At 68.0% G+C, this 21,606-nt stretch carries 21 protein-coding genes and 1 tRNA gene; 10 read left to right on the top strand and 12 right to left on the bottom strand.

Features of this window, described 5'->3' with window-relative positions; translation table 11 throughout:
* The first annotated feature begins 107 nt into the window (after positions 1-107).
* From H1R19_RS02150 to H1R19_RS02140, 3 genes are all read left to right on the top strand, one after another.
* Positions 108-1,115, top strand: a complete 1,008-nt coding sequence (locus tag H1R19_RS02150; RefSeq protein WP_188331018.1) for a metallophosphoesterase — start codon at positions 108-110, stop codon at positions 1,113-1,115.
* Positions 1,112-1,825 (top strand): haloacid dehalogenase type II, encoded by a 714-nt coding sequence (locus tag H1R19_RS02145; protein ID WP_244970842.1) that lies wholly within the window; start codon positions 1,112-1,114, stop codon positions 1,823-1,825. Before H1R19_RS02150 ends, H1R19_RS02145 begins: the two co-directional genes overlap by 4 nt.
* 284 nt (positions 1,826-2,109) lie before the next feature.
* The gene (locus tag H1R19_RS02140; RefSeq protein WP_219850445.1) at positions 2,110-3,177 is read left to right on the top strand and encodes an MsnO8 family LLM class oxidoreductase; all 1,068 of its coding nucleotides are present in this window, start codon (positions 2,110-2,112) and stop codon (positions 3,175-3,177) included.
* Between the two features lie 237 nt (positions 3,178-3,414).
* On the opposite strand, the gene H1R19_RS02135 is transcribed toward H1R19_RS02140, so the two are convergent.
* Positions 3,415-3,488: transfer RNA gene (locus tag H1R19_RS02135), tRNA-Pro, on the bottom strand.
* Between the two features lie 199 nt (positions 3,489-3,687).
* On the opposite strand from H1R19_RS02135, the gene H1R19_RS02130 reads away from it, so the two are divergent.
* Positions 3,688-4,113: a DUF7144 family membrane protein gene (locus H1R19_RS02130; protein WP_188331016.1), complete on the top strand. Its 426-nt coding sequence runs from the start codon at positions 3,688-3,690 to the stop codon at positions 4,111-4,113.
* Positions 4,114-4,247: 134 nt separating this feature from the next.
* The gene (locus H1R19_RS02125; RefSeq protein WP_219850444.1) at positions 4,248-4,862 is read left to right on the top strand and encodes a lipocalin family protein; all 615 of its coding nucleotides are present in this window, start codon (positions 4,248-4,250) and stop codon (positions 4,860-4,862) included.
* 80 nt (positions 4,863-4,942) lie between these two features.
* Here H1R19_RS02125 and H1R19_RS02120 read toward each other — a convergent pair whose 3' ends face one another.
* Positions 4,943-5,305, bottom strand: a complete 363-nt coding sequence (locus H1R19_RS02120; protein WP_244970841.1) for a helix-turn-helix domain-containing protein — start codon at positions 5,303-5,305, stop codon at positions 4,943-4,945.
* Between the two features lie 278 nt (positions 5,306-5,583).
* Between H1R19_RS02120 and H1R19_RS02115 the strand changes: the two genes are divergently transcribed.
* Entirely contained in the window at positions 5,584-6,648 is a 1,065-nt protein-coding gene (locus H1R19_RS02115; protein ID WP_188331013.1) for an acyl-CoA dehydrogenase family protein, read from the top strand.
* A 21-nt stretch (positions 6,649-6,669) separates the two neighbouring features.
* On the opposite strand, the gene H1R19_RS02110 is transcribed toward H1R19_RS02115, so the two are convergent.
* Positions 6,670-8,067, bottom strand: coding sequence for a dipeptidase (locus H1R19_RS02110; protein WP_219850443.1), 1,398 nt, complete (start codon positions 8,065-8,067; stop codon positions 6,670-6,672).
* 32 nt (positions 8,068-8,099) lie between these two features.
* Positions 8,100-9,476, bottom strand: a complete 1,377-nt coding sequence (locus tag H1R19_RS02105; protein ID WP_219850441.1) for a DUF2252 domain-containing protein — start codon at positions 9,474-9,476, stop codon at positions 8,100-8,102.
* A gap of 285 nt (positions 9,477-9,761) precedes the next feature.
* Between H1R19_RS02105 and H1R19_RS02100 the strand changes: the two genes are divergently transcribed.
* Entirely contained in the window at positions 9,762-10,355 is a 594-nt protein-coding gene (locus tag H1R19_RS02100; protein WP_244970840.1) for a hypothetical protein, read from the top strand.
* Positions 10,356-10,439: 84 nt separating this feature from the next.
* Here H1R19_RS02100 and H1R19_RS02095 read toward each other — a convergent pair whose 3' ends face one another.
* The 7 genes from H1R19_RS02095 to H1R19_RS02065 all read right to left on the bottom strand — a co-directional run bounded on the left by H1R19_RS02095 (position 10,440) and on the right by H1R19_RS02065 (position 16,837).
* Positions 10,440-10,913, bottom strand: a complete 474-nt coding sequence (locus H1R19_RS02095; RefSeq protein WP_188331010.1) for a Dps family protein — start codon at positions 10,911-10,913, stop codon at positions 10,440-10,442.
* Positions 10,914-11,090: 177 nt separating this feature from the next.
* On the bottom strand, positions 11,091-11,522 hold the full coding sequence (locus tag H1R19_RS02090) for an organic hydroperoxide resistance protein (RefSeq protein WP_219850439.1): 432 nt from the start codon (positions 11,520-11,522) through the stop codon (positions 11,091-11,093).
* Between the two features lie 119 nt (positions 11,523-11,641).
* Positions 11,642-12,331 (bottom strand): hypothetical protein, encoded by a 690-nt coding sequence (locus H1R19_RS02085; protein ID WP_219850438.1) that lies wholly within the window; start codon positions 12,329-12,331, stop codon positions 11,642-11,644.
* Positions 12,332-12,437: 106 nt separating this feature from the next.
* Positions 12,438-13,730 (bottom strand): lipase family protein, encoded by a 1,293-nt coding sequence (locus H1R19_RS02080; protein WP_219850437.1) that lies wholly within the window; start codon positions 13,728-13,730, stop codon positions 12,438-12,440.
* Between the two features lie 123 nt (positions 13,731-13,853).
* Entirely contained in the window at positions 13,854-14,384 is a 531-nt protein-coding gene (locus tag H1R19_RS02075) for a gluconokinase (protein WP_188331140.1), read from the bottom strand.
* A 159-nt stretch (positions 14,385-14,543) separates the two neighbouring features.
* A complete protein-coding gene (locus H1R19_RS02070) occupies positions 14,544-15,569 on the bottom strand; it encodes an aspartate-semialdehyde dehydrogenase (RefSeq protein ID WP_219850435.1) in 1,026 nt (341 codons plus the stop codon).
* A gap of 2 nt (positions 15,570-15,571) precedes the next feature.
* Positions 15,572-16,837, bottom strand: coding sequence for an aspartate kinase (locus tag H1R19_RS02065; RefSeq protein ID WP_188331005.1), 1,266 nt, complete (start codon positions 16,835-16,837; stop codon positions 15,572-15,574).
* Between the two features lie 166 nt (positions 16,838-17,003).
* Here H1R19_RS02065 and H1R19_RS02060 point away from each other — a divergent pair, with 166 nt between their 5' ends.
* Complete coding sequence (locus H1R19_RS02060) at positions 17,004-18,350, top strand: mannosyltransferase family protein (protein WP_188331004.1); 1,347 nt, start codon at positions 17,004-17,006, stop codon at positions 18,348-18,350.
* Between the two features lie 15 nt (positions 18,351-18,365).
* Here the strand turns inward: H1R19_RS02060 and H1R19_RS02055 are convergent, their stop codons facing one another.
* Positions 18,366-19,046 carry a TetR/AcrR family transcriptional regulator gene (locus tag H1R19_RS02055; RefSeq protein ID WP_188331003.1) on the bottom strand — a complete coding sequence of 227 codons (681 nt, stop codon included), beginning with the start codon at positions 19,044-19,046 and terminating at the stop codon, positions 18,366-18,368.
* A 172-nt stretch (positions 19,047-19,218) separates the two neighbouring features.
* Here H1R19_RS02055 and H1R19_RS02050 point away from each other — a divergent pair, with 172 nt between their 5' ends.
* Complete coding sequence (locus H1R19_RS02050; RefSeq protein WP_219850434.1) at positions 19,219-20,799, top strand: MFS transporter; 1,581 nt, start codon at positions 19,219-19,221, stop codon at positions 20,797-20,799.
* 28 nt (positions 20,800-20,827) lie between these two features.
* A complete protein-coding gene (locus H1R19_RS02045; protein WP_188331001.1) occupies positions 20,828-21,403 on the top strand; it encodes a nitroreductase family protein in 576 nt (191 codons plus the stop codon).
* Positions 21,404-21,606: the final 203 nt, after the last annotated feature.

Below are 21,606 nucleotides of genomic sequence, written 5' to 3'. Positions count from 1 at the left end.
GCCTCCTCGTACCGCCGTCGCCTCGTACTGCCGTCCCCGCGTACCTATTCGACGGCCCGCGGGCGAAGGCAGCTTGGCAGGCAACGGGCGTTGCGTATCCTGGGGGGATGCAGCACTCCGAACTCGACCCCCCACGCCTCGGCATCCCCCGCCTCGGTACGTCCGGTTCCGGGGTTCCCGCACGTGCGCTGGCCGGCGTCGCGGGACTCGCCGCCGCCGGGCTCTTCTATTCGACGGTCATCGAGCGCAACGCATTCACGCTGCGACACACCACGCTGTCGGTGCTCGAGCCCGGCGCCTCACCGCTGCGGGTGCTCCACATCAGCGACCTGCACATGATGCCCAACCAGCGGCTCAAGCAGGCCTGGATCTCCGAGCTCGAGGCCCTCGAACCAGACCTGGTGGTCAACACCGGTGACAACCTGGCCCATCCGCAGGCGGTGCCGGCGGTGATCCAGGCACTCGGCGGCTTGCTGTCGCGTCCCGGCCTGTTCGTGTTCGGGTCCAACGACTATTTCGGCCCCAAGCCGAAGAACCCGTTGAAGTACTTCAAGAAGGATCATCAGCGCACCCACGGTGAGCCGCTTCCCTGGCAGGACCTGCGCGCGGCGTTCACCGAGCGCGGCTGGCTCGACGCCACCCACACCGTCCGCGAACTCGAGGTCAGCGGAGTGCGAGTGGTCGCCGCGGGCGTCGACGATCCGCACATCGAGCGCGACCGCTACGAGACGATCGCCGGGCGCCCCAACCCGCTGGCGCATCTACGTCTCGGCCTCACGCATTCGCCCGAGCCGCGCGTGCTGGACAGTTTCGCCGCCGACGGTTACGACCTGGTCATGGCGGGCCACACGCACGGCGGTCAGTTGTGCCTGCCGTTCTTCGGCGCGCTGGTGACCAACTGTCAGCTCGATCGCTCCCGTGTGAAGGGCGCGTCGAGCTGGGGTTCGACGATGAAGCTCCACGTCAGCGCGGGCCTGGGCACGTCGCCGTATGCGCCGGCACGCTTCTGCTGCCGCCCCGAGGCGAGCCTGCTGACCCTTACACCGGTCTCCCACGGCGACGCCGACTACGACGCCGATCAGTCACTGCCGCAGCTGGCCCGCGAGACCCTGTGACACCTGACCTTCCGCTCGGCGTGAAGGTCCTGGCGTTCGACACGTTCGGCACCGTCACCGACTGGTTCACCGGTATCTCCGGAGCCGTCGGTGAGTCGGTGCCCGACGTCGACGCCGCAGAGTTCACCAAGGAATGGCGGCGGCGCTACGCACCCATCCTCGCGCGTGTGGAGTCCGGTGAGTTGCCGTGGCGGGGTCTCGACGACCTGCAGACCGAGACCCTGCACGACGTCGCGACGATGTTCGGTGTCGCGCTCACCCCGGGCCAGGCTCACACGCTGGTGCGCGCGTGGCGGCGGATCCCCGGCTGGCCCGACGCGTCCGAAGGTCTCCGCCGCCTCAAGCGGGATTTCATCGTCTGCGCCCTGAGCAACGGGAGCGTCGCGCTGCTGACCGAGATGGCCCGCCACAACGACTTCCGCTGGGACGTCATCGGCGGCTCGAACCTGTGGGGGCACTACAAGCCCGCACGCGAGACCTACTGCGGCCTGGCCGATCTCCTCGAGGTCGCGCCCGGCGAGGTGATGATGGTCGCGACGCATCAGAACGACCTCGACGCCGCCCGTTCCTTCGGGCTGCGTACCGCGTTCATCGAGCGGCCGGACGAATGGGGCGGGGACGCCAAAGACGATTCCGGCTCACCGGAGAACGACGTCCACGCAACCGATCTACTGGATCTGGCCCGGCAGCTGGGCTGTCCGGACAGCTGAGGGGCGCCACCGGCGACCGGCAGTCGTCCGAGGAACCGGTGGCCTGAGCCGACGGGAGATCCCCTCCGTCCGAAGCACTGTCGCGGGCCGGGTGGCCTGGTCCCGTTCGGACGCGAGTCACCCCGGTCATCGGCCGCTCATCCGCTCCTCCGCCGGAGTCTTCACCTGCGCCTTGGCGATCTTGCCGCCCGCGCCCACGCGCCACCAGGCCGGCTGCCTCCAAGCGCTTCAACCGGGGGATGATCGGTGGAGACAACATCCGCGCCGACCACAAGGATCCACCTGTGAAACTGTCGATCATCGACCTCGGAACAGTTGCTCCCGGAACCACCGAGACGGAGGCCCTCGCGGATTCGCTGGACACAGCACGCCACGCGGAAGACGCCGGATTCCACCGCATCTGGTTCGCTGAGCACCACCTGAGCCGATCAGGCGCCTCACATCACCCCGAGCTGCTGATCGCGGCCGCGGCAATGCAGACCTCCCGGATCCGTCTTGGTTCCGGTGCCGTGCTGATGAATCACTACAGCCCGTTCAAGGTCGCCGAGATGTTCCAGCAACTCGAAGCGATGGCCCCCGGCCGCATCGATCTGGGCATGGGCCGCGCGACCGCGGGTCCCGTACTGGATCTGGCCCTGCAACAGAACCGTGTACACCCCGCCCAGGTGGACCATCAGCAGCAGGTACTCGAGACCCTGTCGTGGTTGTACAACACCTTCCCCGACAAACACCCCTTCGCCGGTCATCAACTCATGCCGTCGGTGACATCGAACCCGCAGACGTGGCTGCTCGGGTCGAGTCCCAACGGGTCGAACCTCGCCGCCGGACTCGGCATCGGCTACACCTTCGCCGGGTTCATCCGCCCCACCGCCGCAGCGTCGGCACTACGCCGGTACCGCAAGAACTTTCAGGCCCAGGGCTTCGGACTCGAGTCCCCGCGCGCCATCCTGGCCGTCAACGTCTCCGTCGGGGAGACAAAGGCCGAGGGCGAATACCTTGCAAACTCCGCGAAGGGGTTTTATGCACGCCTGGGCCGCGCCGGACGCGGCGCCGGGTCGGTGACAGTTCCCTCCCCCGACGACGCGGCGCGGGAGATGACCGATGCCGAAAAAAGCGAGCCCACAAGCATCGTCGACGGCCGGTGGCCCCGGTTTGTAGCCGGCGGTCCGGACGATGTGCGCGCAACTCTGGAGCAGATGGTCGAAGAGAGTGGAGCCGACGAGTTGATGTTCCAAGACCTCATCGCCGACCCCACGGCCCGCCGCCACTCCCACCACCTACTTGCCCGGGTGTTTGGCCATTCGGCGCGGCAAGGTTCCATCAACGCGCCGGCGGGAGAGGCTGTTCGTTGAGGTTCGAAGACCATGTCGCCACCATGCAAACGACAGTCCGCTACGGCCATGCCCTCGATTCGGCAGGCACACCCTTCTACACCGTGGTCACCCAGGATGTCGTCTTCGATATGAGCAGGAGCGGCTGTGGGCCGTGCTGTCGCATGCTCGTGTCACAGCACCTCGAGGCCCGGAAAACGAGGAAGCCCTGACCGGATTTCTCCAGGTCAGGGCCTCTACTGCTTCTCAACCAAAGCGTCGGGGTGGCGGGATTCGAACCCACGACCTCTTCGTCCCGAACGAAGCGCGCTACCAAGCTGCGCCACACCCCGTGTGTAGCCTGCGATAGCTTATACCGGCGCCGTCCCGAGTACTAAATCGCCTGGTCACAGATTGACCGGAAGTGCGCAAAACGCTTCCCGACCGCCATCCGCCGTTAGATCCTTGGGATGGTCCAGCGCTGTACTGCCGTCGCGCCGTCGGCTGCGGACCTCGATGTCGGCGTCCACCAATCGAAAGGACACGCCAGTCATGAGCGCTCCCCCCGATCGACAGGCCAACACGTCAGCCAAACAGGGTTTCGCATTCGGCATCTCGATCGTCGCCGCCGCACTGCTGTTCGTGGCGGCCCTGGTCTCGATCTTCCAGGGCATCTCGGCGATCGCCAACGACGATCTGTTCGTCGTCGGCACCGACTACATCTTCGAATTCGACCTCACCACCTGGGGCTGGATACACCTGATCCTCGGCATCGTGGGCCTCCTCGTCGCCGGCGGCCTCGCCTTCGGCGCCGACTGGGCTCGGATCTGTGCGATCGTGATCGCCTCACTGTCGATCATCGCGCAGTTCCTGTGGCTGCCCTATTACCCGGCGTGGGCCATCCTGATCATCGTCCTGGACCTCATCGTCATCTGGGCGGTCTCCACCTGGAGCCCGAACAGCGTCTACAACGGCTGACCCCGGCGACAGGGGCTGCGGGGTCGTTCGCACAACCCCATCCGCGAGGCGCATCCGATCCGAATCATCTCCGTGGCCCACACCGGTGGGCCAGGAGACGGCCAAGCAACACCGACGGCCCGGAAAGGAACATCATGCGCGTCACTCGCACCCTCGCAGCCCTTGTTGCCGGCATCGTCGTCGCACTCGGATTCGCCATCGGGACGGGACCGGCACAGGCAGCACCGCTGGCGCCGGTGGCGAAGGTCGACGTCGATCGTTACCTCGGAAAGTGGTGGCAACTGGCCACTGTGCCGTCGTTCTGGGGTGTCACGTGCGCGCGCGACACCAGCGCGTTCTACACCCGGATCGACGCGAAGACCATCGGGGTCGACAACCGATGCACCGGCCCCACCGGGTTGCCGGGCGGCGTCGTCGGACGCGCGACCGTGGTGGACCCGCAGACGAATGCTCAACTGAGCGTTCGGTTCCCGCAGACCCCGGCGAGCATCAATCCCAACGGCGCACCGAACTACATCGTCGCCTACCTCGAAGACGGCACGACGCCCGACGCTCCGTACCGCTACGCGATCGTCGGCGATCCCACTCGCGCTTCGGGATTCCTGCTCTCCCGCGACAAGGTGGTGCCGAACTCGGAGTTGCGGCGGCTGACCAGGGAGATCGAGAAGGTCGGATTCAACCCCTGCACGTTGCTCGTCTCGCCGACCACCGGCGGACGCAGCGACTATTCACCGTTGTGCACCGTGTGACCAGCGGCCTGTGGGGGGCGGCCAACCGCGGTGAGCCGCCGAGTCGGCGCAAGTACCAAAGTACTTGCGCCGGCGTCGTTTCAGCTGGCCGCAGCGTCCTGAACCGGGGCCGGCGCCGCGCGACGGAACTCGTCGGGAGTGAGTCCGAATTTCGAGCGGAAGCGGTTACGCATGGTCGCCGTCGAGGCGAACCCCGACGCGTGGGCGACGGCCTCGAGTTTGAGGTTGCCCGGACCGGTGAGCAGGCCGCGCGCCCACTCCAACCGACGATCGGCGATCATCTCGGCGAGCGACGTGGTGCTTCCGGAAAGCACCCGGTACAGGTGCCGGCGGCTCACGTGCAGATGCCGGGCGACGACTTCGACACTGAAATCCGGGTCGCGGAAGTTGCGCTCGATGAGGTCGGTGACAGCGGCACGCAGATACCGCTCACTGGTTCGCACGTCCGACAACGATGTTCCCGAAACCTGTTCCGGCACACAGTGTATGACCTGCACGTCACGACCATTGGGACCCACGCCCACCTGTTTCCTTCCGCAAGAGAGATTGCTCCCACCCGCGCCTGAGTTTATCCGCGGTCACATTCGCGGTCTTGGGCCTTTGGTCCCAAATCCTCGGGTCCTCGTCCCAGGATTGTGCTGCGCGACGCGTATTCGGCGGGGGCGAGTCGACGCCGAAGTGGGCCACCTGTCCAATTCGTGGTGCGTCGTAGTGTGAACACGTGACCACCCCGGATCCCTTCGCCCGCCGTGCCGCGCTGCGGGCGGCCGCTCTCCGGATCGCGGACGAGGTCCTGTTCCCGTCGGCGGCGACGGTCGATCGGACGGGCGTCATCCCGGCCACACACTGGCAGCTCCTGGCCGACGCCGGGCTGTACGGTATCGCCGCCCCCGTCGAGGACGGCGGCCCCGACCTCCCGTTCGGTGAGCTCACCGAGATCCTGGAGGTCCTCACGAGCGGCTGCCTGGCCACCGCCTTCACCTGGATCCAGCATCACGGAGTGGTCATCTCGCTCGCGCGGACCACCAACCACTCCCTTCGCGAGGAGCTGCTCGACGCGGCCGTGGCCGGCACCCTTCGCGCCGGGGTCGCCTACGCCGGCGTCGTCCCCACACCGCCCCGGATGACCGCCACACGAGTCGACCACGGGTGGGTCTTCTCCGGACACGCACCGTTCGTCAGTGGGTGGGGCATGCTCGACCTCCTGCAGATCTCCGCCCGCGACGCCGAGACCGACGACGTCGTCGCCGCGATCCTGCCGGCGAGCGATCTGGCGGCATCCTCCGCCGCAGGACGGGTCCGTGTCACACCGATCGATCTCGCCGCGGCAGCCGCGACGCAGACGGTGTCCCTGGACGTCGACTCCCTGCCGATTCCCGACGGCCGGGTGGTCGGCCGGGTCTCCCTCGAGGAGTTCTCCGCCAACCAGAACGTCGGCGTCCGGCTCAACGGCACCCTGCCCTTCGGGCTGTTACGACGCTGTTCGGCACTCCTCGATGTGGCCGGCCGCCCCCACGAGGCACGGCGTCTCCGTGAACGCGCAGACGTCGCCCGCACGGCGCTCGACGACGCGATGGACGACGCCGCCGCGCTGCTGTCGGCAAGGGCCGATGCCGCCCAGCTCGCCGTGGACGCGACCGCGGCGCTGGTCGCCGCGACCGGCGGCCAGGCTCTCATCCGGGGTGCCGATGCCGAGCGCCTCTACCGCGAGACGTCGTTCGTCCTGGTCGCGGCCAGCCGACCGGAGCTCAAGCAGGCTCTGCTGCAACGATTCAGCGGAACCTGAGTCGACTCAGCCCGCACCGACTCAATCCGGTGCGCCTGCAGCCGGGGTCCCTGCGGTCCCGGCCACGCGGGCGGCCCGGTCGGCAAAGTCACGCAGGAAGATCGCCTCGGCCAGTGCGATCCGCTCGATCTCCGACGGGTCGACGCTCTCGTTCGGCGCGTGGATCAGGCACTGCGGTTCCTCGACCCCGAACAGCATGATCTCCGCATCGGGGAAGGTCTCCTGCAGGACGTTGCACAGCGGAATCGACCCGCCCTGGCCTTGGATCAGGACCTCACTGCCGTACGCCGTCGAGAGCGCGTCGGTGAGCGTCTCGTACGCAGGGCCGCTGGTGGAACCGACGAACGGCGAGCCGATCGCCTCGCGTTCGAAGGTCACACGGGCGTGCCACGGCGTGACCGCGGTCAGGTGGTCGATGAGCGCATCCTGCGCGTGGGCGGCGTCCATACCCGGTGGCACACGGAGGTTGATCCGGGCTCGCGCGCGCGGCTGAACAGCCGCCGACGATCCGACCACCGGCGGACAGTCGATGCCGAGGACCGTGGCTGCCGGGCGGGCCCACACCATATCCGACACCGACCCCGATCCGACGAGGTCAACACCGTCGAGAACGGTTGCGTCCGAACGGAACTGCTCCGGCGGGTAGGCGACGCCCGGCCACTGCGCGTCGGCGTCGAGTCCGGCGATGGTGGTGTTGCCGTGTTCGTCCCGCAGGGTGGCGAGCATCGAGATCAGCGCCGCGAGCGCGTCGGGCGCGGCACCGCCGAACATCCCGGAGTGCATCGCCGATCCCATGGTCTCGACCGACACGTCGATGTTCGCGATCCCGCGCAGGGTTGTCGTCAGACTCGGTCGGCCGACCGCGAAATTGCCGGAGTCGGCGATCAGGATCGCGTCGGCGCGCAGGAGTTCCGGGTGGTCGACCGCGAAGTGTTCGAGTCCGCCGGTCCCCTGCTCCTCCGAACCCTCACCGATGATCTTCACCGTCACTCCGGCCTGGCCGGCGAGCGCTCGGAGTGCGGTGAGGTGCACGGCGATGTTGCCCTTGCAGTCGGCCGCCCCACGGCCGTACCAGCGTCCGTCCCGTTCGGTGAGTTCCCAGACCGGAGAATCCCATTCGTCGTCACCGAGGGGCGGTTGCACGTCGTGATGGAAATACAGCAGCACGGTCGGCGAGCCCTCGGGGCCGGGGATGTGACCCGTGACCGCCTTGCTGCCGTCGCTGGTCACATGGGCGGCCACATCCTCGACGCCGAGCTCGCCGAAGGTCCTCAGCAGCCAGTCGACCATCCGGTCGCACTCCTCCGGGGGGAACTGTTGCGGGTCGTGCACCGATCGGAACGCCACCATCTCCGCGAGGTCCGACTCGGCCCGCGGCATCAGCTCGCGTACCCGCCGCCGCAGCGTCGCATCATCCATCCACGCACTCCCGTGTGTCGTCGTGACCCGGCTCAGTTCTTCGCGTCGCCGGCGAGGTCGTACACGTCCAGCTTGCCACGCTCGATCGCGGCCATCATGGCGGTGTGGTCACCGTCGTTGAGGTCGGCGTACTTCACCGAGAACTCGGCGATCGCATCGCTGAAACCCTTTGTCCCTTCCAGATATCGGGCGATGTCGAAGCGACTCGCGGTGCGCGCGTGCGCCTGCGCGAGTACCAGCCCGCACAGCTGCGCGTAGAGCTTCATGCCATCCGGCTCGAGCGCTTCGACCACCACGGACCCCTTGCCGTCACGCAGCTGACGCACATAGAAGTCGCGCCGTTCGCCGTTCTCGTCGGTGCCTGTCGACCAGCCCAGGAACAGGTCGCTGGCCGCCTGCAGGAGGCGCTGCCCCTCCACCACCCGCTGACCCTGATTGTCGAAACCGGACGCGGGCACGTGATCCGACAGAACCGATCGCTGGGCCTCCTTCACCTGGAGGACGAGCGGGTCGTCGAGGTTGCGACCTGTCATCAGCACGATCCACGCGCGGGTTCCGACGCTCCCCACGCCGACGACCTTGAAAGCGATGTCGACCATCGAGAACTGGGCGAGCAACGCCTGCACGTGCAGCGGGAGCGTGTCGCGGTAGCTGTCGACGCGTTCGCGGACGCGGGCTTCGACGACCTCGGCGGTCTCGGCCGGGAAGCGTTCGCTCAGCGGGACCAACAGCGGCGGGTCGCTTCGGATGTGGGCGGTGCCGTCGTCGTCGATCACGCAGAGCTTCGCCAGTGCCTGAGCGCTGTCGCGGTGGCGCGCCTTCTTCAACGCCTTCTGCGTCCGCTCACCCATGGACGTGTCGAGCCTGGGCCCGAACTCGGCCAGGAACGCCTCGACGTCGATCCCGTCGTACCAGCACTCGAGTGTCGTCTTCCCGACGCTGCGCGCGATCGCACGCCGATACGCCTTGGCCACGGTTTTCGCGATCTTGCGGTTGACCGCGTCGTCGAAGCCGTTGTTGCGCCCCGCGATCGCGAAGCTCGCCGCGAGCCGCTTGAGATCCCACTCGAACGGCCCGACGTGGGTTTCGTCGAAGTCGTTGAGGTCGAACACCATTCGACGTTCCGGACTGAAGAACAGCCCCAGGTTGCTCAGGTGCGCGTCGCCGCACAGCTGCGTGATGATGCCCGTGTCGGGGGTCTTCGACAGATCGTCGGACATCACCGCCGCGGCACCTCGGTAGAAGGTGAAGGGCGTGGCGGCCATGCGGGCGTGCCGGACCGGGATGAGGTCGGCGACGCGCGACTCCGCCTGTGTCGCGAGGATCTGTAGTGGGTCTGCCCGTTGCGCCGGCGTCGGGCACGCGCCCAGCTCGTCGGCGGTCGGACGGGTTGCCGTAGGTGTCCTCACCGATAGCCCCCTCGGTTTCGGCGCCCCCGGCTGCGCGCGGTTCCCCGGACGCCGGTCGGAACCCGGTGCGAAGGACCCGGTCGCGATCACCCGCGAGGATGGCCTTGTCCTCCGTGGAGGAATTCTCCCAGCCCGACCACACTCGCGTGGCGGATCGGTGACCAACGTGCGGCATGTTCGGCGTCGTTCTGCCCACGACAACGATTGCGCCCACAAGTGGCCGCGAGCAGCGCGACCACCGCGGGCTGTGACCTGGTTCACGAGCACGGACCGTCGGCTTGTACCGTGTGTCCCGTGGACTACTGGGGTGTGATGGTCGGGTTGGGACTCCTCGCGGCGTCGTTCGGGGTGATCGCCTTTGTGCGATATCGGGAACGGGAGGCGTCGACGCTGCAACGGCAGACGGTTCTGGCCCGCGAACTCCGCGACCTCGCCGGCGATGACGAGGTCCGGCTGGCCGCGGTCGACGAATTCTCTCTCGCCATCTACCAGCGACTCTTCTACGCCTCGGTGGTCGCGCCCTGGATCCGCAGCGCCGCGTGGGCGCTGCTGGGGACGGTCCTCGCGGGCGCGGGCGCGTTGGCGGTAGAACCACTCGACGGCGTGTTCGCCACCATCGCCTACATCTGCGCGATCGGCGTCGCCGCGATCTTCGCCGTCGCCACACTCGTGTGCGCGGGTACCGCGCTCTACCACTCGGCCACGACGCCGCGGGTCTCGTTCAGCGACTCCTACGCGGCCCAGGAGCCCGGCGACATCGTCCCTGCCGAAGCTCGCGGTGACACCCCCGCCGCGGACACCCCCGCCCCCGCGACCCCCACCGCAGACACCGACACCCCCGAGGTCAGCGCACCCAAGGTCGGCACGTCCAAGGACTGATCACCCACTTCCACTGACGCAGACGAACCCCGCCGGCCGGAGCCGACGGGGTTCGTCTGTGTGAGAGGGTCTTCGCGAGACGGGTCAGGCGACCTGCGCCTGCCACATCCAGTGCAGCTGCTCGAGCTTGGAGGCGAACGAGATCAGCAGGTCCTGGGTGACCGGGTCGGCCTCCTCGGTGATCTCGATGCGCTCGCGCAGACCGGACACGACGGACTTGAGGTTGGCCACGATGGCCTCGACCACGTCGCTGTCCTTGGTCCAGCCACCACCGATTCCCTTGGTGTGGGCCGTCTTCGCCACGGTCTCGGCCCGGCCGTCCGGGCTGACGCCGATGGCGGTGGCGCGTTCGGCGGCCGAGTCGGTGAACTCACGGGACACCGTGACGAGCTCGTCGAGTTCGAGATGCACCGAACGGAACTGCTTGCCGACGACGTTCCAGTGCGCCTGCTTGGCGATGAGTGACAGGTCGATGAGGTCGACCAGGGTCTCCTGCAACGCCTTTCCGGCAACGGACTGCTGCTCGTCGGTGAGAGTACTGGTGATGGGGTTGGTCATGAGCAAGAACTCCTTCTTGTCATATCTGTGAACACAGCAGCCGGGTGGCTGTGACTGCTGTTCTGCCGCAACACTTCTGCTTCGACGTGTCAGTTGAAATCAGCTGTGGCAACGAGTACTCGGTCAACAATTGTAGACAAATCACCGGCCGCGGGTCACGTCAGGCCGCGGACCACATCAGACGGCGACGGTGACCTTCGAGTCGATGTTGCCCCTGGTGGCCTTGGAATACGGGCAGACGGTGTGCGCGAGATCCGCGAGTTCCTTGGCCTTGGCCTCGTCGAGGCCGGGCAGCGAGACCTCGATGGCAACGGTGAGACCGAACCCGCCGTCGGCCGGATCCTTGCCGATGCCCACGGCCACGTTCACGGTGGCGGCATCGGGCACCGTCGCGTCCGCCTGCTTGGCGGAGGCGCGCAGCGCGCTGAGGAAACATGCCGCGTACCCCGCGGAGAACAGTTCCTCGGGATTGGTGCCCTCGCCGCCACCGCCCAGCTCTTTCGGTGGCCGCAGGTCGAGATCGATCTGGCCGCTCGCCGAGACGACCTCGCCGTCGCGCCCGCCGCCGGACGCCTTCGACGAGATGGTGTACACCGGTTCAATCGCCATTTCGAGATCCTCCGTCGATGTGTCGGTGCCGGGGTCGGGCCAATGGACTGTCCAACCACCCCGGGCCGGGAATCATTCCGGTCGGCACTCGGCGGCGACGCGGATTGTCGCGATACCGATCATCGCCCGCGCAGCACGCGGGTGGGCTTCATCCTCGTCGAATCGGGCAGCCAGCGGTTGACCGGCCGACGCAGCGTGAGGAGAGCCGCCACGATCAGCAGACCGAACTGGACGTAGCTCAGGACCACCATGCTCGACGAGACATCGGGATAGCGGAACAGCAGGTCGACGCCGACCGGGATACAGAGGAGATGCACCACGACTGCGGCGAGGAAGAAGTTGCGCAGGTGACGACTGTGATGAGTTGCCGCGTTGACCAGGAGCACGTACTCGATCACCAGGACGACGACGATCATCAGCAGCATGAACGGCGGGAAGAAGCCCGCCAGGGTGTCCACCTGTTCCTCCGGCGCGGAGTTGGCCGGATCGGAGACCACCCCTTCGAGGAGCCGATCGCGCAGATCGTCGGTGATCGTCCCCAGATTGAAGAAGCCGTAGATCGTCAGGACGAGACCGATGACGGCGGCTCCCCACCAGGCGACCCGAGCGTGCACCGCCAGCGCCAGCGGCGGCGCGCCCGGGTCGGCGGGGCGCGGCGGGTAGAGCGTGGCATGGTCACGGTCGCGGGACGACCGCTCGAGAGCGGCCATGTCCTCGGCGTCGAGCTCGGCCTGGGTGGGGATGCTCTCGGGTTCACGATCGGCGGGCTCCCCGAATGCGCCGCCCCCCGGTCCTTGCGGATCATTCATGCCCCGATCCTGCCACCCGGGCCGCCGGACGCACAGATGCGGCACCGCAGGCTTTCGCCCGCGCGGTTGCGCGTGCCGACAACGATCGCGACCTGCCGGGACCCGGTCAGCGGTTGAACTCGCTCAGCATGAACTCCATACCCGGGAGGAACGTACCCAACATAGGGACCACGTGGTTGATGATCGATTTCGGGAGTATCGACGGTGTCGGATCGGTGACGAACCGGACATCGGCACCCTTCGCACGCCAGTCGGCGGAGAGCTGCGCCACCTGACCGTGCGGGATCACGTCGTCGTTGAGCCCACCTTCGAGGAAGACCGGGGCGTTCGGCGTGAGCCGTCCGATCCGTTGATCGTCGACCACCTTCTGCAGGACCGGTGACCGCGCGATCAGCGCCGCCAAGGTCTCACCGGTGCGGGTCCATGTCTGCGTGCGCTGAAAACCGAAGGCCGGGATGATGTCCCCGATGCAGCTGCCCGCGATCTGCTTCAGCGCGGCCTTGCCGATCGGGTTGGTCTCCCGCACCACGAGGCGGTCGACCGTCGGGTACCGCTCGGTCAGACCGTTGATCGCGAAGCCGATGGCACCGGCGATGGTGCTGCCGTCGATGGCCGGGATCACCTTGCGCAGGTCCGCGGGCGGCGCGCCGGCATAGGTCGCGCGCACGTTCAGTTCGGGCGCGTAGGTTTCGGCGAGTTCGGCGGCCGATGCCGCGGCGCCGCCGCCCTGCGAGTAGCCGGCGAAGCCGACCGGCGCGCCCGCGGGTGCACCGGAGATCGCGAGAGCGGCACGGGCGCCGTCGAGCATCGCCTGCCCGGTCTCGGCCCTGTTGACATACGTGTGCACACCCGGGGTGCCCATGCCGATGTAGTCGGTGACGAACACCCGGATGCCGTTGACCAGCATGTAGTACATCTCGGGGGCGGTGTAGTTGACCGCGATGCTGGGTCTGGTGATGTCGACCGACAACGGGGAGGACAGCAGCTTCGACGGGGCGCACTGGTCGCCCTGGCCGATGGTTCCCGACCCCAAGACAACCGTCGGACGCGGCCCCTCACCGCGCCACGGCGCGGTCGGTTCGACGACGGTCCCGGTGACGGCCGCAGGCTTTCCGTCCTGGTAGCGCGAGGTGTACATGACCTTGCGTGCCGTTCCCGGCCACTGCCCGGTCATGCCCGGGATCTGCAGGAGCAACGGACTGGCCTGGCTCCGGATGACCGATCCGGGATCCGTCGCGAACGTCGACGGCGGAGTGTAGAAGTCTGCGGCGTGAGCGCCACCGACCGCCGCCGGCACGACGGACACCGCACACGCGGCCGCCACGCCCGTCGCGACCCCTGTCACCCGCAGCCCGAACCTGCGCTTTCCACTGCCACTAGTCACCCACTTGCGCCTCATGGCCGGGTAACTTACCGCACAGTAACTTGAGTCGGGTGACTGGGCTCTCAGCGTCCGCCGCTCAGACCACGAGGCCGAGTCCCATCACACGATCAGCCCCGAGGAGCGTGGGTGTCGCTGACATCATCGGTTTCCCTCTTCGGGCGGAAGATCGTCGGGCAGAACGTCGGCCAGCCCGACGGCCAGATCGTCGACGACGGCGTCCACGCTCTGGTCCACGTCGACGGTCAGGCCACGCTCGTCGGCGGCCAGGGGTTGGAGTGTCTCGAACTGCGAGGTGAGCAGCGCCGGGGGCATGAAGTGGCCCGGCCTGGACGCCTGGCGCCGCGCGATGACCTCGACCGAGCCGTCGAGATGGGCGAACACCACCGACGGCGCGTGCCCGCGAAGACGGTCACGGTACTCCCGCTTGAGCGCGGAGCAGCTCATCACCCCACCGTCGCCGTGCTCGGCGAGCCAGGTGCCGATGGCTTCGAGCCAGGGCCGGCGGTCGGCGTCGTCGAGCGGCTGACCGGCCGACATCTTGGCGATGTTCGCCGCCGAGTGGAAATCGTCGGCGTCGGCGAACGGCACGCGCAACCGCTGGGCCAATGCCGCGCCCACGGTTGACTTCCCGGATCCCGAGACCCCCATGACGACCACCGGTGATCGCATGTTCATCCTCACCTCCGCGCTGTGCTGCTGACCACGGAGACTCGGTGGCGGCTCGACGGCACCGACCGCGCCGAGTTCCTGGCGACCATGTCGGGGCGGTGAGACCGAGTCGGTGGTCGCCGCCTGGCGGAGACGACAGCGACCACCGCACTCACGAACTCAGACCAACAGCTCTGCGATCTGGATGGTGTTGAGGGCAGCACCCTTTCGGAGGTTGTCACCCGACACGAACAACGCGAGGCCACGACCGTCGGGCGCACCCGGATCCTGGCGAATCCGACCGACGAGGGAGGCGTCCCCGCCGGCAGCCGCCAGCGGCGACGGCACGTCGACGAGCTCCACTCCGGCTGCGGCGGAGAGGATCTCCTGCGCGCGGGCCACCGACAACGGATTGGCGAACTCTGCGTTGATCGACAACGAGTGACCGGTGAAGACCGGTACGCGTACACAGGTGCCGCTGACGAGCAGCTCGGGAAGGCCGAGGATCTTGCGCGACTCGTTGCGCAGCTTCTGGTCTTCGTCGGTCTCACCCGATCCGTCGTCGACGAGCGAACCGGCAAGCGCCACAACGTTGAACGCGATCGGCGCGACGTACTTCTCCGGCGCCGGGAAGGTCACCGCGGAGCCGTCGTGGACGAGCTTCTCGGCGTCGTCGGCAACGGCGCGCACCTGGGTGGCCAGCTCCTGGACACCGGCGAGGCCGCTACCGGAGACCGCCTGGTAGCTCGAGATGATGAGTCGCCGGAGTCCGGCCTCGTCGTGGAGCGGCTTGAGGACCGGCATCGCGGCCATCGTGGTGCAGTTGGGGTTGGCGATGATGCCCTTGGGCGGATTCTTCGCCAGTTCGCCGTTGACCTCCGAGACCACCAGCGGAACATCGGGATCCTTGCGCCACGCCGACGAGTTGTCGATGACGGTGACACCGGCGGCGGCGAATCGCGGCGCCTGCTCTCTCGACATCGTGGCGCCCGCGGAGAACAGGGCGATGTCGAGGCCGGCCGGGTCGGCGGTCGCCGCGTCCTCGACCACGATCTCCCCATCACCCCACGGCAGTTTCTTGCCCGCCGACCGCGACGACGCGAAGAACCGCACCTCGTCTGCGGGGAAGTTCCGTTCCGCCAACAGGTTTCGCATGACAGCGCCGACCTGACCGGTCGCGCCCACCACTCCGATACGTACACCCACGGTTATCGCCCCGTCCCGCCGTAGACCACGGCTTCTTCTTCGCCACCGAGGTCGAAGGCCGCATGCAGCGCGCGCACGGCGTCGTCGAGTTCGGTGTCGCGGCACAGCACCGAGATGCGGATCTCCGAGGTGGAGATCAGTTCGATGTTGACCCCGGCCTCGCTGAGCGCCTCACAGAACGTCGCGGTGACGCCGGGATGCGACTTCATTCCGGCTCCGACCAGCGACACCTTGCCGATGTGATCGTCGTAGAGCAGATCGGTGAACCCGATCTCGGCCTGGAGCTTGGTGAGCTTTTCCACGCCGAGCGGACCCAGCTCGCGCGGGAGGGTGAAGGTGATGTCGGTCTTACCGGTGTCGACCTTCGAGACGTTCTGCAAGACCATGTCGATGTTGATCTCGGCGTCGGCGACGGCGCGGAACACCCGGGCGGCGTAACCGGGCTTGTCGTCGAGGCCGACGACGGTGATCTTGGCCTCGCTACGATCATGTGCGACGCCGGTGAGAATGGCTTCTTCCACGGGAATGTCCTCCATCGATCCGGTCACCACGGTGCCGGGTTTGGTCGAGTACGACGAGCGCACGTGAACGGGAACGTTGTACCGGCGGGCGTATTCGACGCAGCGCAGCATCAGCACCTTCGCACCGCATGCCGCCAGCTCGAGCATCTCCTCGAAGCAGATCGTGTCCAGGCGGCGCGCATTGGGCACGATGCGCGGGTCGGCGGAGTAGACGCCGTCGACGTCGGTGTAGATCTCGCACACGTCGGCTTCCAGTGCCGCGGCGAGCGCGACCGCGGTGGTGTCGGAGCCGCCGCGGCCGAGGGTGGTGACGTCCTTGGTGTCCTGTGAGACACCTTGGAAGCCGGCGACCAGCACGATCTTGCCCTCGTCGAGCGCGCTGCGGACACGTCCGGGCGTGACGTCGATGATCTTGGCCTTGCCGTGGCTGCTCGTCGTGATGACACCGGCCTGCGAGCCGGTGAACGACTGCGCCTGTGCGCCCATCGAGCTGATGGCCATGGCGACCAGCGAGTTGGAGATCCGCTCACCGGAGGTGAGCAGCATGTCCATCTCACGCGCCGGTGGGGCCGGGTTGACCTGCTGGGCGAGATCGAGCAGTTCGTCGGTGGTGTCACCCATCGCCGACACGACCACTACGACGTCGTTGCCCTGCTTCTTCGTCTCGACGATGCGCTCGGCAACGCGCCGGATGCGCTCGGCCGTTGCGACCGACGATCCGCCGTACTTCTGCACCACGAGGGCCACGTCGAGTAATACCTCCCGCCGGCCAGCGTGCCGGTCGATAGACGTCAGCTTGCCGGGACAACCTTACCGGGGGGTCCGTGCGGACTCCGACCTGGTCACTGCGCGACCCGGGGACGGCGGGGTCCGCTCGGCTCGGACGATCCGATCTGGCCCTAGGATCGCTGACGTGGCCATCCCTACCGACGTCGGCGACTCGGGCCGTCGTCCTGACGATGAGCCGACCCGACCGGAAGGCGCCGGGTCCGGACGGACGAGCCGCGCAGCCGTCGGGGCGGGATCACGGGTTTCGACGCCGCGCCCGCTGTCCGGTCTGACGACACCGGTGCAGCGGTTTCTCCGCCGCCACCGCTGGTGCGTCGATGCGCTGCTCGTGTTCCTCGTGGTTCGGGCCATCGGGATCCTGACGCTCGCCCGGTTCGCCGATCTGCGCGACACCACTCTCGGGAACTCGCTGACCGTCTGGGACGGGCAGTGGATGCTCGCGATCGCCACCTACGGCTACGACGCCGTGCCGTTCACCCTGACCGACGCCCGCGGCCTGCACACCCTCGACACCGCCTACGCCTTTTTCCCCGGCTACCCCTACCTGGTCGGCGCGATCGCGAAGGTCCCCGGCGTGACCCCCTTCGGCGCCGCCATCTCGATCAACGTCGTCCTGGGCTGTGTGGCCGCGGTCGGCGCCGCCCGCCTGGGCATGGTGTGTGCACGGCTGATGGCGCGGCGCTCGCCGATCGGTCCGGCACCCGAACGGGCCACCGGTTTGTTCCTCGTCGTCCTGTTCGCCGCCACCCCGATGTCGATCGTGCTGAACATGGCCTACACGGAGGCACTGTTCTGCGCACTCGCGACGTGGGCCCTGGTCGGCATCCTCGAAAGGCGCTGGCTTCTCGCCGGCACGATGGCCGCGGTGTGTGGGCTCTGTCGCCCCACCGCCGCCGTCGTCATCGGCGTCGTCGTCGTCGCGGCGGCCTTGTTTCTCTGGAACACCCGGAAGTCCGACGCCGCGACCGCCGCGCGCGTCCGGGCGGGCGTGGCGATCGCCATCAGCCCGCTGGGCTACCTCACCTATCTCGGGGTCGTGTGGGCACACACCGGGTCGCCGACGGGCTGGTTCCGCATCCAGACCGAGGGATGGGACACCGGATTCGATTGGGGCGCCGCCGCTTTCGCCTTCGTCAACGAGATGCTGGCGCACTCCGCGGAGATCGCGCCGGTGGCGACGTCGTGGATCGTCCTGAGCACGCTGGTGATGCTCGGCGTCGCGGCGTGGTCACGATTGCCGTGGCCGGTACTTCTCTACGGTGCGTTACTGGTCGCACAGATCGTGCTGTCCAGCGGCTTGATGATGAGCAGGCCACGCCTCCTGCTGCCCGCATTCGTGCTGTTGATCCCGCTTGCGATGGCGCTGGCCCGGATGCGGCCGGCGGTCGCCGCTCTCCTCGTCGTGCCGATCGTCGTGGGCAGCTCCTGGTTCGGGGCGCACATGCTGACGGTGTTCCCGCACGCCATCTGAGGGCGGTCGCCCGCCTCAGCTCGCCGCCGCCCCGTCGGTCGCCGAGGCCGCGAAACCTTCGCACAGATACCCGACGCCCGCGTCGAGCCGGGCCCGTGGGTTCAGCAGTCGTGCCGCATCGGGACGTCCGGCGAGACGAGCGAGGTGCGGCGGGACCTCGATCTCGGACTCGCCGGAGATCACGTCGGCCAATCCCGCCGATGGTTCGAGTGCGTCGTCGTGGAGCAGCTCGTCGCTGACCATCACCAGCGCCACACCGTGTACGAAGCTCCAGACGGTCAGGGCCATGTCGGTGGCGCGTTCGATACCCACGCCGAGTTCCAGGAACCCGGCGGCGAGCCAGTCGAGACATTCCAGCGATTCCTCGCCGTAGCTGTGCCTCGGCGACGAGTAGGCCAGCACCACCCACGGGTGCTGGCGATACAGCTCCCAGTCGACGTCGACGGCGATCCGCACCCGCTCACGCCAGTCGGCGGCGGAGTCGACGGGGTAGGGAAAACGGCGCCCGACCTCGGTCGACATCGCTTGCAGGAGCGCATCCTTGTCCGCGACATGCCGGTAGAGCGACATGGCCCCCACCCCGAGTTCCTCGGCGACCCGGCGCATCGACAGCGCGCCGATCCCGTCCGTGTCGGCGACGACGATCGCCGCGTCGACGATGCTCGCCGGCGACAGCTTTGAGGTGTCGGACGTCACGTGGAGGTTCCTCCTGAACAGAGCGGGAATAAATCGATTGCGTACAGCGTACTCACACCCGTAGGCTGGTCCGCGTACGCCGTACGCGCGGTCGCTCGCGCCGGTATCCCGTCGCCGCACACGGTTGCGAGTCCGTGTAGCGCCGCCAAGTGTCGAATCCCAGGAGAACACCATGTCAACCCAGCTCGGCTCGCCGCATCGGCAACCCCGGAACTCCCCGGGTGGCGCCGACCGACGTGCATGGCTCGGACTCACGGTGCTCACCTTGCCGGTGTTCCTGGTGTCGATGGATGTCTCGGTGCTCTATCTGGCCATCCCGTCCATCACCGACGCCCTTGCCCCGTCGGCTGCCCAGCAGCTCTGGATCCTCGACATCTACGGCTTCCTGATCGCCGGACTCCTCATCACGATGGGCAATGTCGGCGACCGCGTCGGTCGTCGGCGCATTCTGCTCGCCGGGGCGGCGCTCTTCGGTTTCGCGTCGGTGCTGGCCGCGTTCGCACCGACCGCGGGCGTCCTGATCGCCGCGCGCGCCCTCATGGGCATCGGCGGCGCGACCCTGCTGCCCTCGAGCCTGTCGCTGATCGCCAACATGTTCCCCGACGCCCGCGACCGCGGTCGCGCGATCGGCGTGTGGACCGCGGCGTTCGCCGGCGGCAGCGCGGTCGGTCCGGTCATCGGAGGTCTGCTGCTGCACCACTTCTGGTGGGGCGTGGTGTTCCTGATCAACGTGCCGGTCCTGGTGATGCTCTTCGTCTTCGGTCCTCGACTGATCCCGGAGTACCGGGCTGCCACGACCGACCCGTTCGATGTGGTCGGAGTCGTGCTGTCGATGGGCGGCATTCTCCCGCTGGTCTATTCGATCAAGACACTGGCCAGCGACGGCGCGAGTGTGGGCGTCGTGGCGCTCGGTGTGGTCGGCGCTGCACTGCTGGTGGCGTTCCTGCTCCACCAGCGACGCGTCGCCGCTCCCCTGCTCGATCTCAAGCTGTTCACCAACGCCCAGTTCAGCGGATCGGTCGCGGTGGCGCTGATCGGCATGATGGCCCTCGCCGGGATGTCGTACCTGACCGGCGTCTACCTGCAGTCGGTGATGGACCACGACGTCCTCGCCGCCGCCATCGCCGGACTCCCCATGGCCGTCGCGGTCGCGGTGTTCTCCATCGGTGCCACGAAGGTCGCGGCGCTGGTGGGTACCCGTTTGGCTTTCGTCGGATCGATCGCGCTGGCCGCCGCGGGCAACCTCGGGCTCCTCGCGCTCGGCACCGGATCCCCGGTGTGGGTCTACGTGCTGTGCACGACGATCGCCGGCGTCGGTTACGGCATCCAGTTCAGTCTCGTGTCCGTCGTGGTGGTCGGTTCGGTCCCGCCCGAGCGTTCGGGAGCCGCGTCGGGGATCTCCGAGACGTGCTTCGAGCTCGGCACGGCGATGGGTCTCGCACTCCTCGGTTCGCTGGCGACCCTGATGTTCCGGGACGGCAACGACGGCTGGGTGTTCGGCGACACCCTCGGCGAGACGCTGCATCGCGCGACAGACATGGGCGCGGCGGGCGAGGGCCTGGCCACCGCCGCCAAACAGGCTTTCGTCGACGGCATGCACGCGGCCTCGCTCGTGAGCGGCATCGCCCTCGTCGTCCTCGGGGTGGTCCTGCTCATCGTGATGCGAGACGAGCCGGCCGATCCCGAAGCCGCACGGGCAGAGGTGAAGCTCCCCGACGCCGAGGAGGCCGCCGCCGCGCGCGCCGAGTCATGACGAACCTCGCGCGGCTACCCTCGGCCGGGTGCATGAACTGATCTCGACCCGCTGGAGTGCTCGTGGCTACGATGCGGCGGCTTCGGTGTCCGTCGACGACGTCACCACCATCGTCGACGCCGGTCGGTGGGCACCCACCTGGGGACGCGTGCAGCCGGTGCGGTTCATCGTCGGACTGCGCGACGACGCGACCTTCACCGCGCTCACGAGCATCCTCACCCGCGGCAATGCGGGCTGGGCGCCACGCGCGGCGGCATTGATCCTGGTGTGCACCACCAATGATCCCGACGACGAGAAGGCCCACACCTACGGCGCCGTCGACTGCGGGCTGGCCGTGGCGCAGATGATCCTCCAGGCAGAAGCGCTCGGCTTCAACGGACATCCGATGGCCGGATTCGACGCCGCAGCCGCCACCGCGCTGTTCGACATCCCGGCCGACAAACGCCCCCTCGTCCTGCTGGGGATCGGAGTGCTCGCCGCCGACATCGCGTCGGTGCCCGAGGAGATCCGCGCCCGCGACGAGAAACCGCGCACCCGCCTGGACCTCGACGAGGTCGCCTTCGCCGACCGCTGGGGACACCCGGCGTTCACCCACGACTCGTGACGCCGACCATCTCCGCCGCGGACACGCGCGGCGGAGACCGTCGAGAGATGTTGCGTCCCAACACGTCAGCCGACGAGCGACGGACTCCTGGAGTGGGCGTCGACATACCTACCCGAGATCGAGCGGGCCCGGGAGATCTTCGACGACGAGACACTCGGCCCACCCTCTTGACACCAGCCGAGACACCCCGCGACGGGGCCACA

This window comes from Gordonia jinghuaiqii (assembly GCF_014041935.1).
GTDB classification, from domain to species: domain Bacteria; phylum Actinomycetota; class Actinomycetes; order Mycobacteriales; family Mycobacteriaceae; genus Gordonia; species Gordonia jinghuaiqii.
Note: the sequence above shows the minus strand (reverse complement) of the source record. Positions and strands in the feature narration are given on the sequence as shown.

Bases quoted from the DNA above. Each gene is read 5' to 3' on its own strand.
- H1R19_RS02150 (WP_188331018.1), top strand. From the start codon at position 108: ATGCAGCACTCCGAACTCGACCCCCCACGCCTCGGCATCCCCCGCCTC.
- H1R19_RS02130 (WP_188331016.1), top strand. From the start codon at position 3,688: ATGAGCGCTCCCCCCGATCGACAGGCCAACACGTCAGCCAAACAGGGT.
- H1R19_RS02125 (WP_219850444.1), top strand. From the start codon at position 4,248: ATGCGCGTCACTCGCACCCTCGCAGCCCTTGTTGCCGGCATCGTCGTC.
- H1R19_RS02110 (WP_219850443.1), bottom strand. From the start codon at position 8,067: ATGGATGATGCGACGCTGCGGCGGCGGGTACGCGAGCTGATGCCGCGG.
- H1R19_RS02095 (WP_188331010.1), bottom strand. From the start codon at position 10,913: ATGACCAACCCCATCACCAGTACTCTCACCGACGAGCAGCAGTCCGTT.
- H1R19_RS02090 (WP_219850439.1), bottom strand. From the start codon at position 11,522: ATGGCGATTGAACCGGTGTACACCATCTCGTCGAAGGCGTCCGGCGGC.
- H1R19_RS02085 (WP_219850438.1), bottom strand. From the start codon at position 12,331: ATGAATGATCCGCAAGGACCGGGGGGCGGCGCATTCGGGGAGCCCGCC.
- H1R19_RS02080 (WP_219850437.1), bottom strand. From the start codon at position 13,730: ATGAGGCGCAAGTGGGTGACTAGTGGCAGTGGAAAGCGCAGGTTCGGG.
- H1R19_RS02075 (WP_188331140.1), bottom strand. From the start codon at position 14,384: ATGCGATCACCGGTGGTCGTCATGGGGGTCTCGGGATCCGGGAAGTCA.
- H1R19_RS02050 (WP_219850434.1), top strand. From the start codon at position 19,219: ATGTCAACCCAGCTCGGCTCGCCGCATCGGCAACCCCGGAACTCCCCG.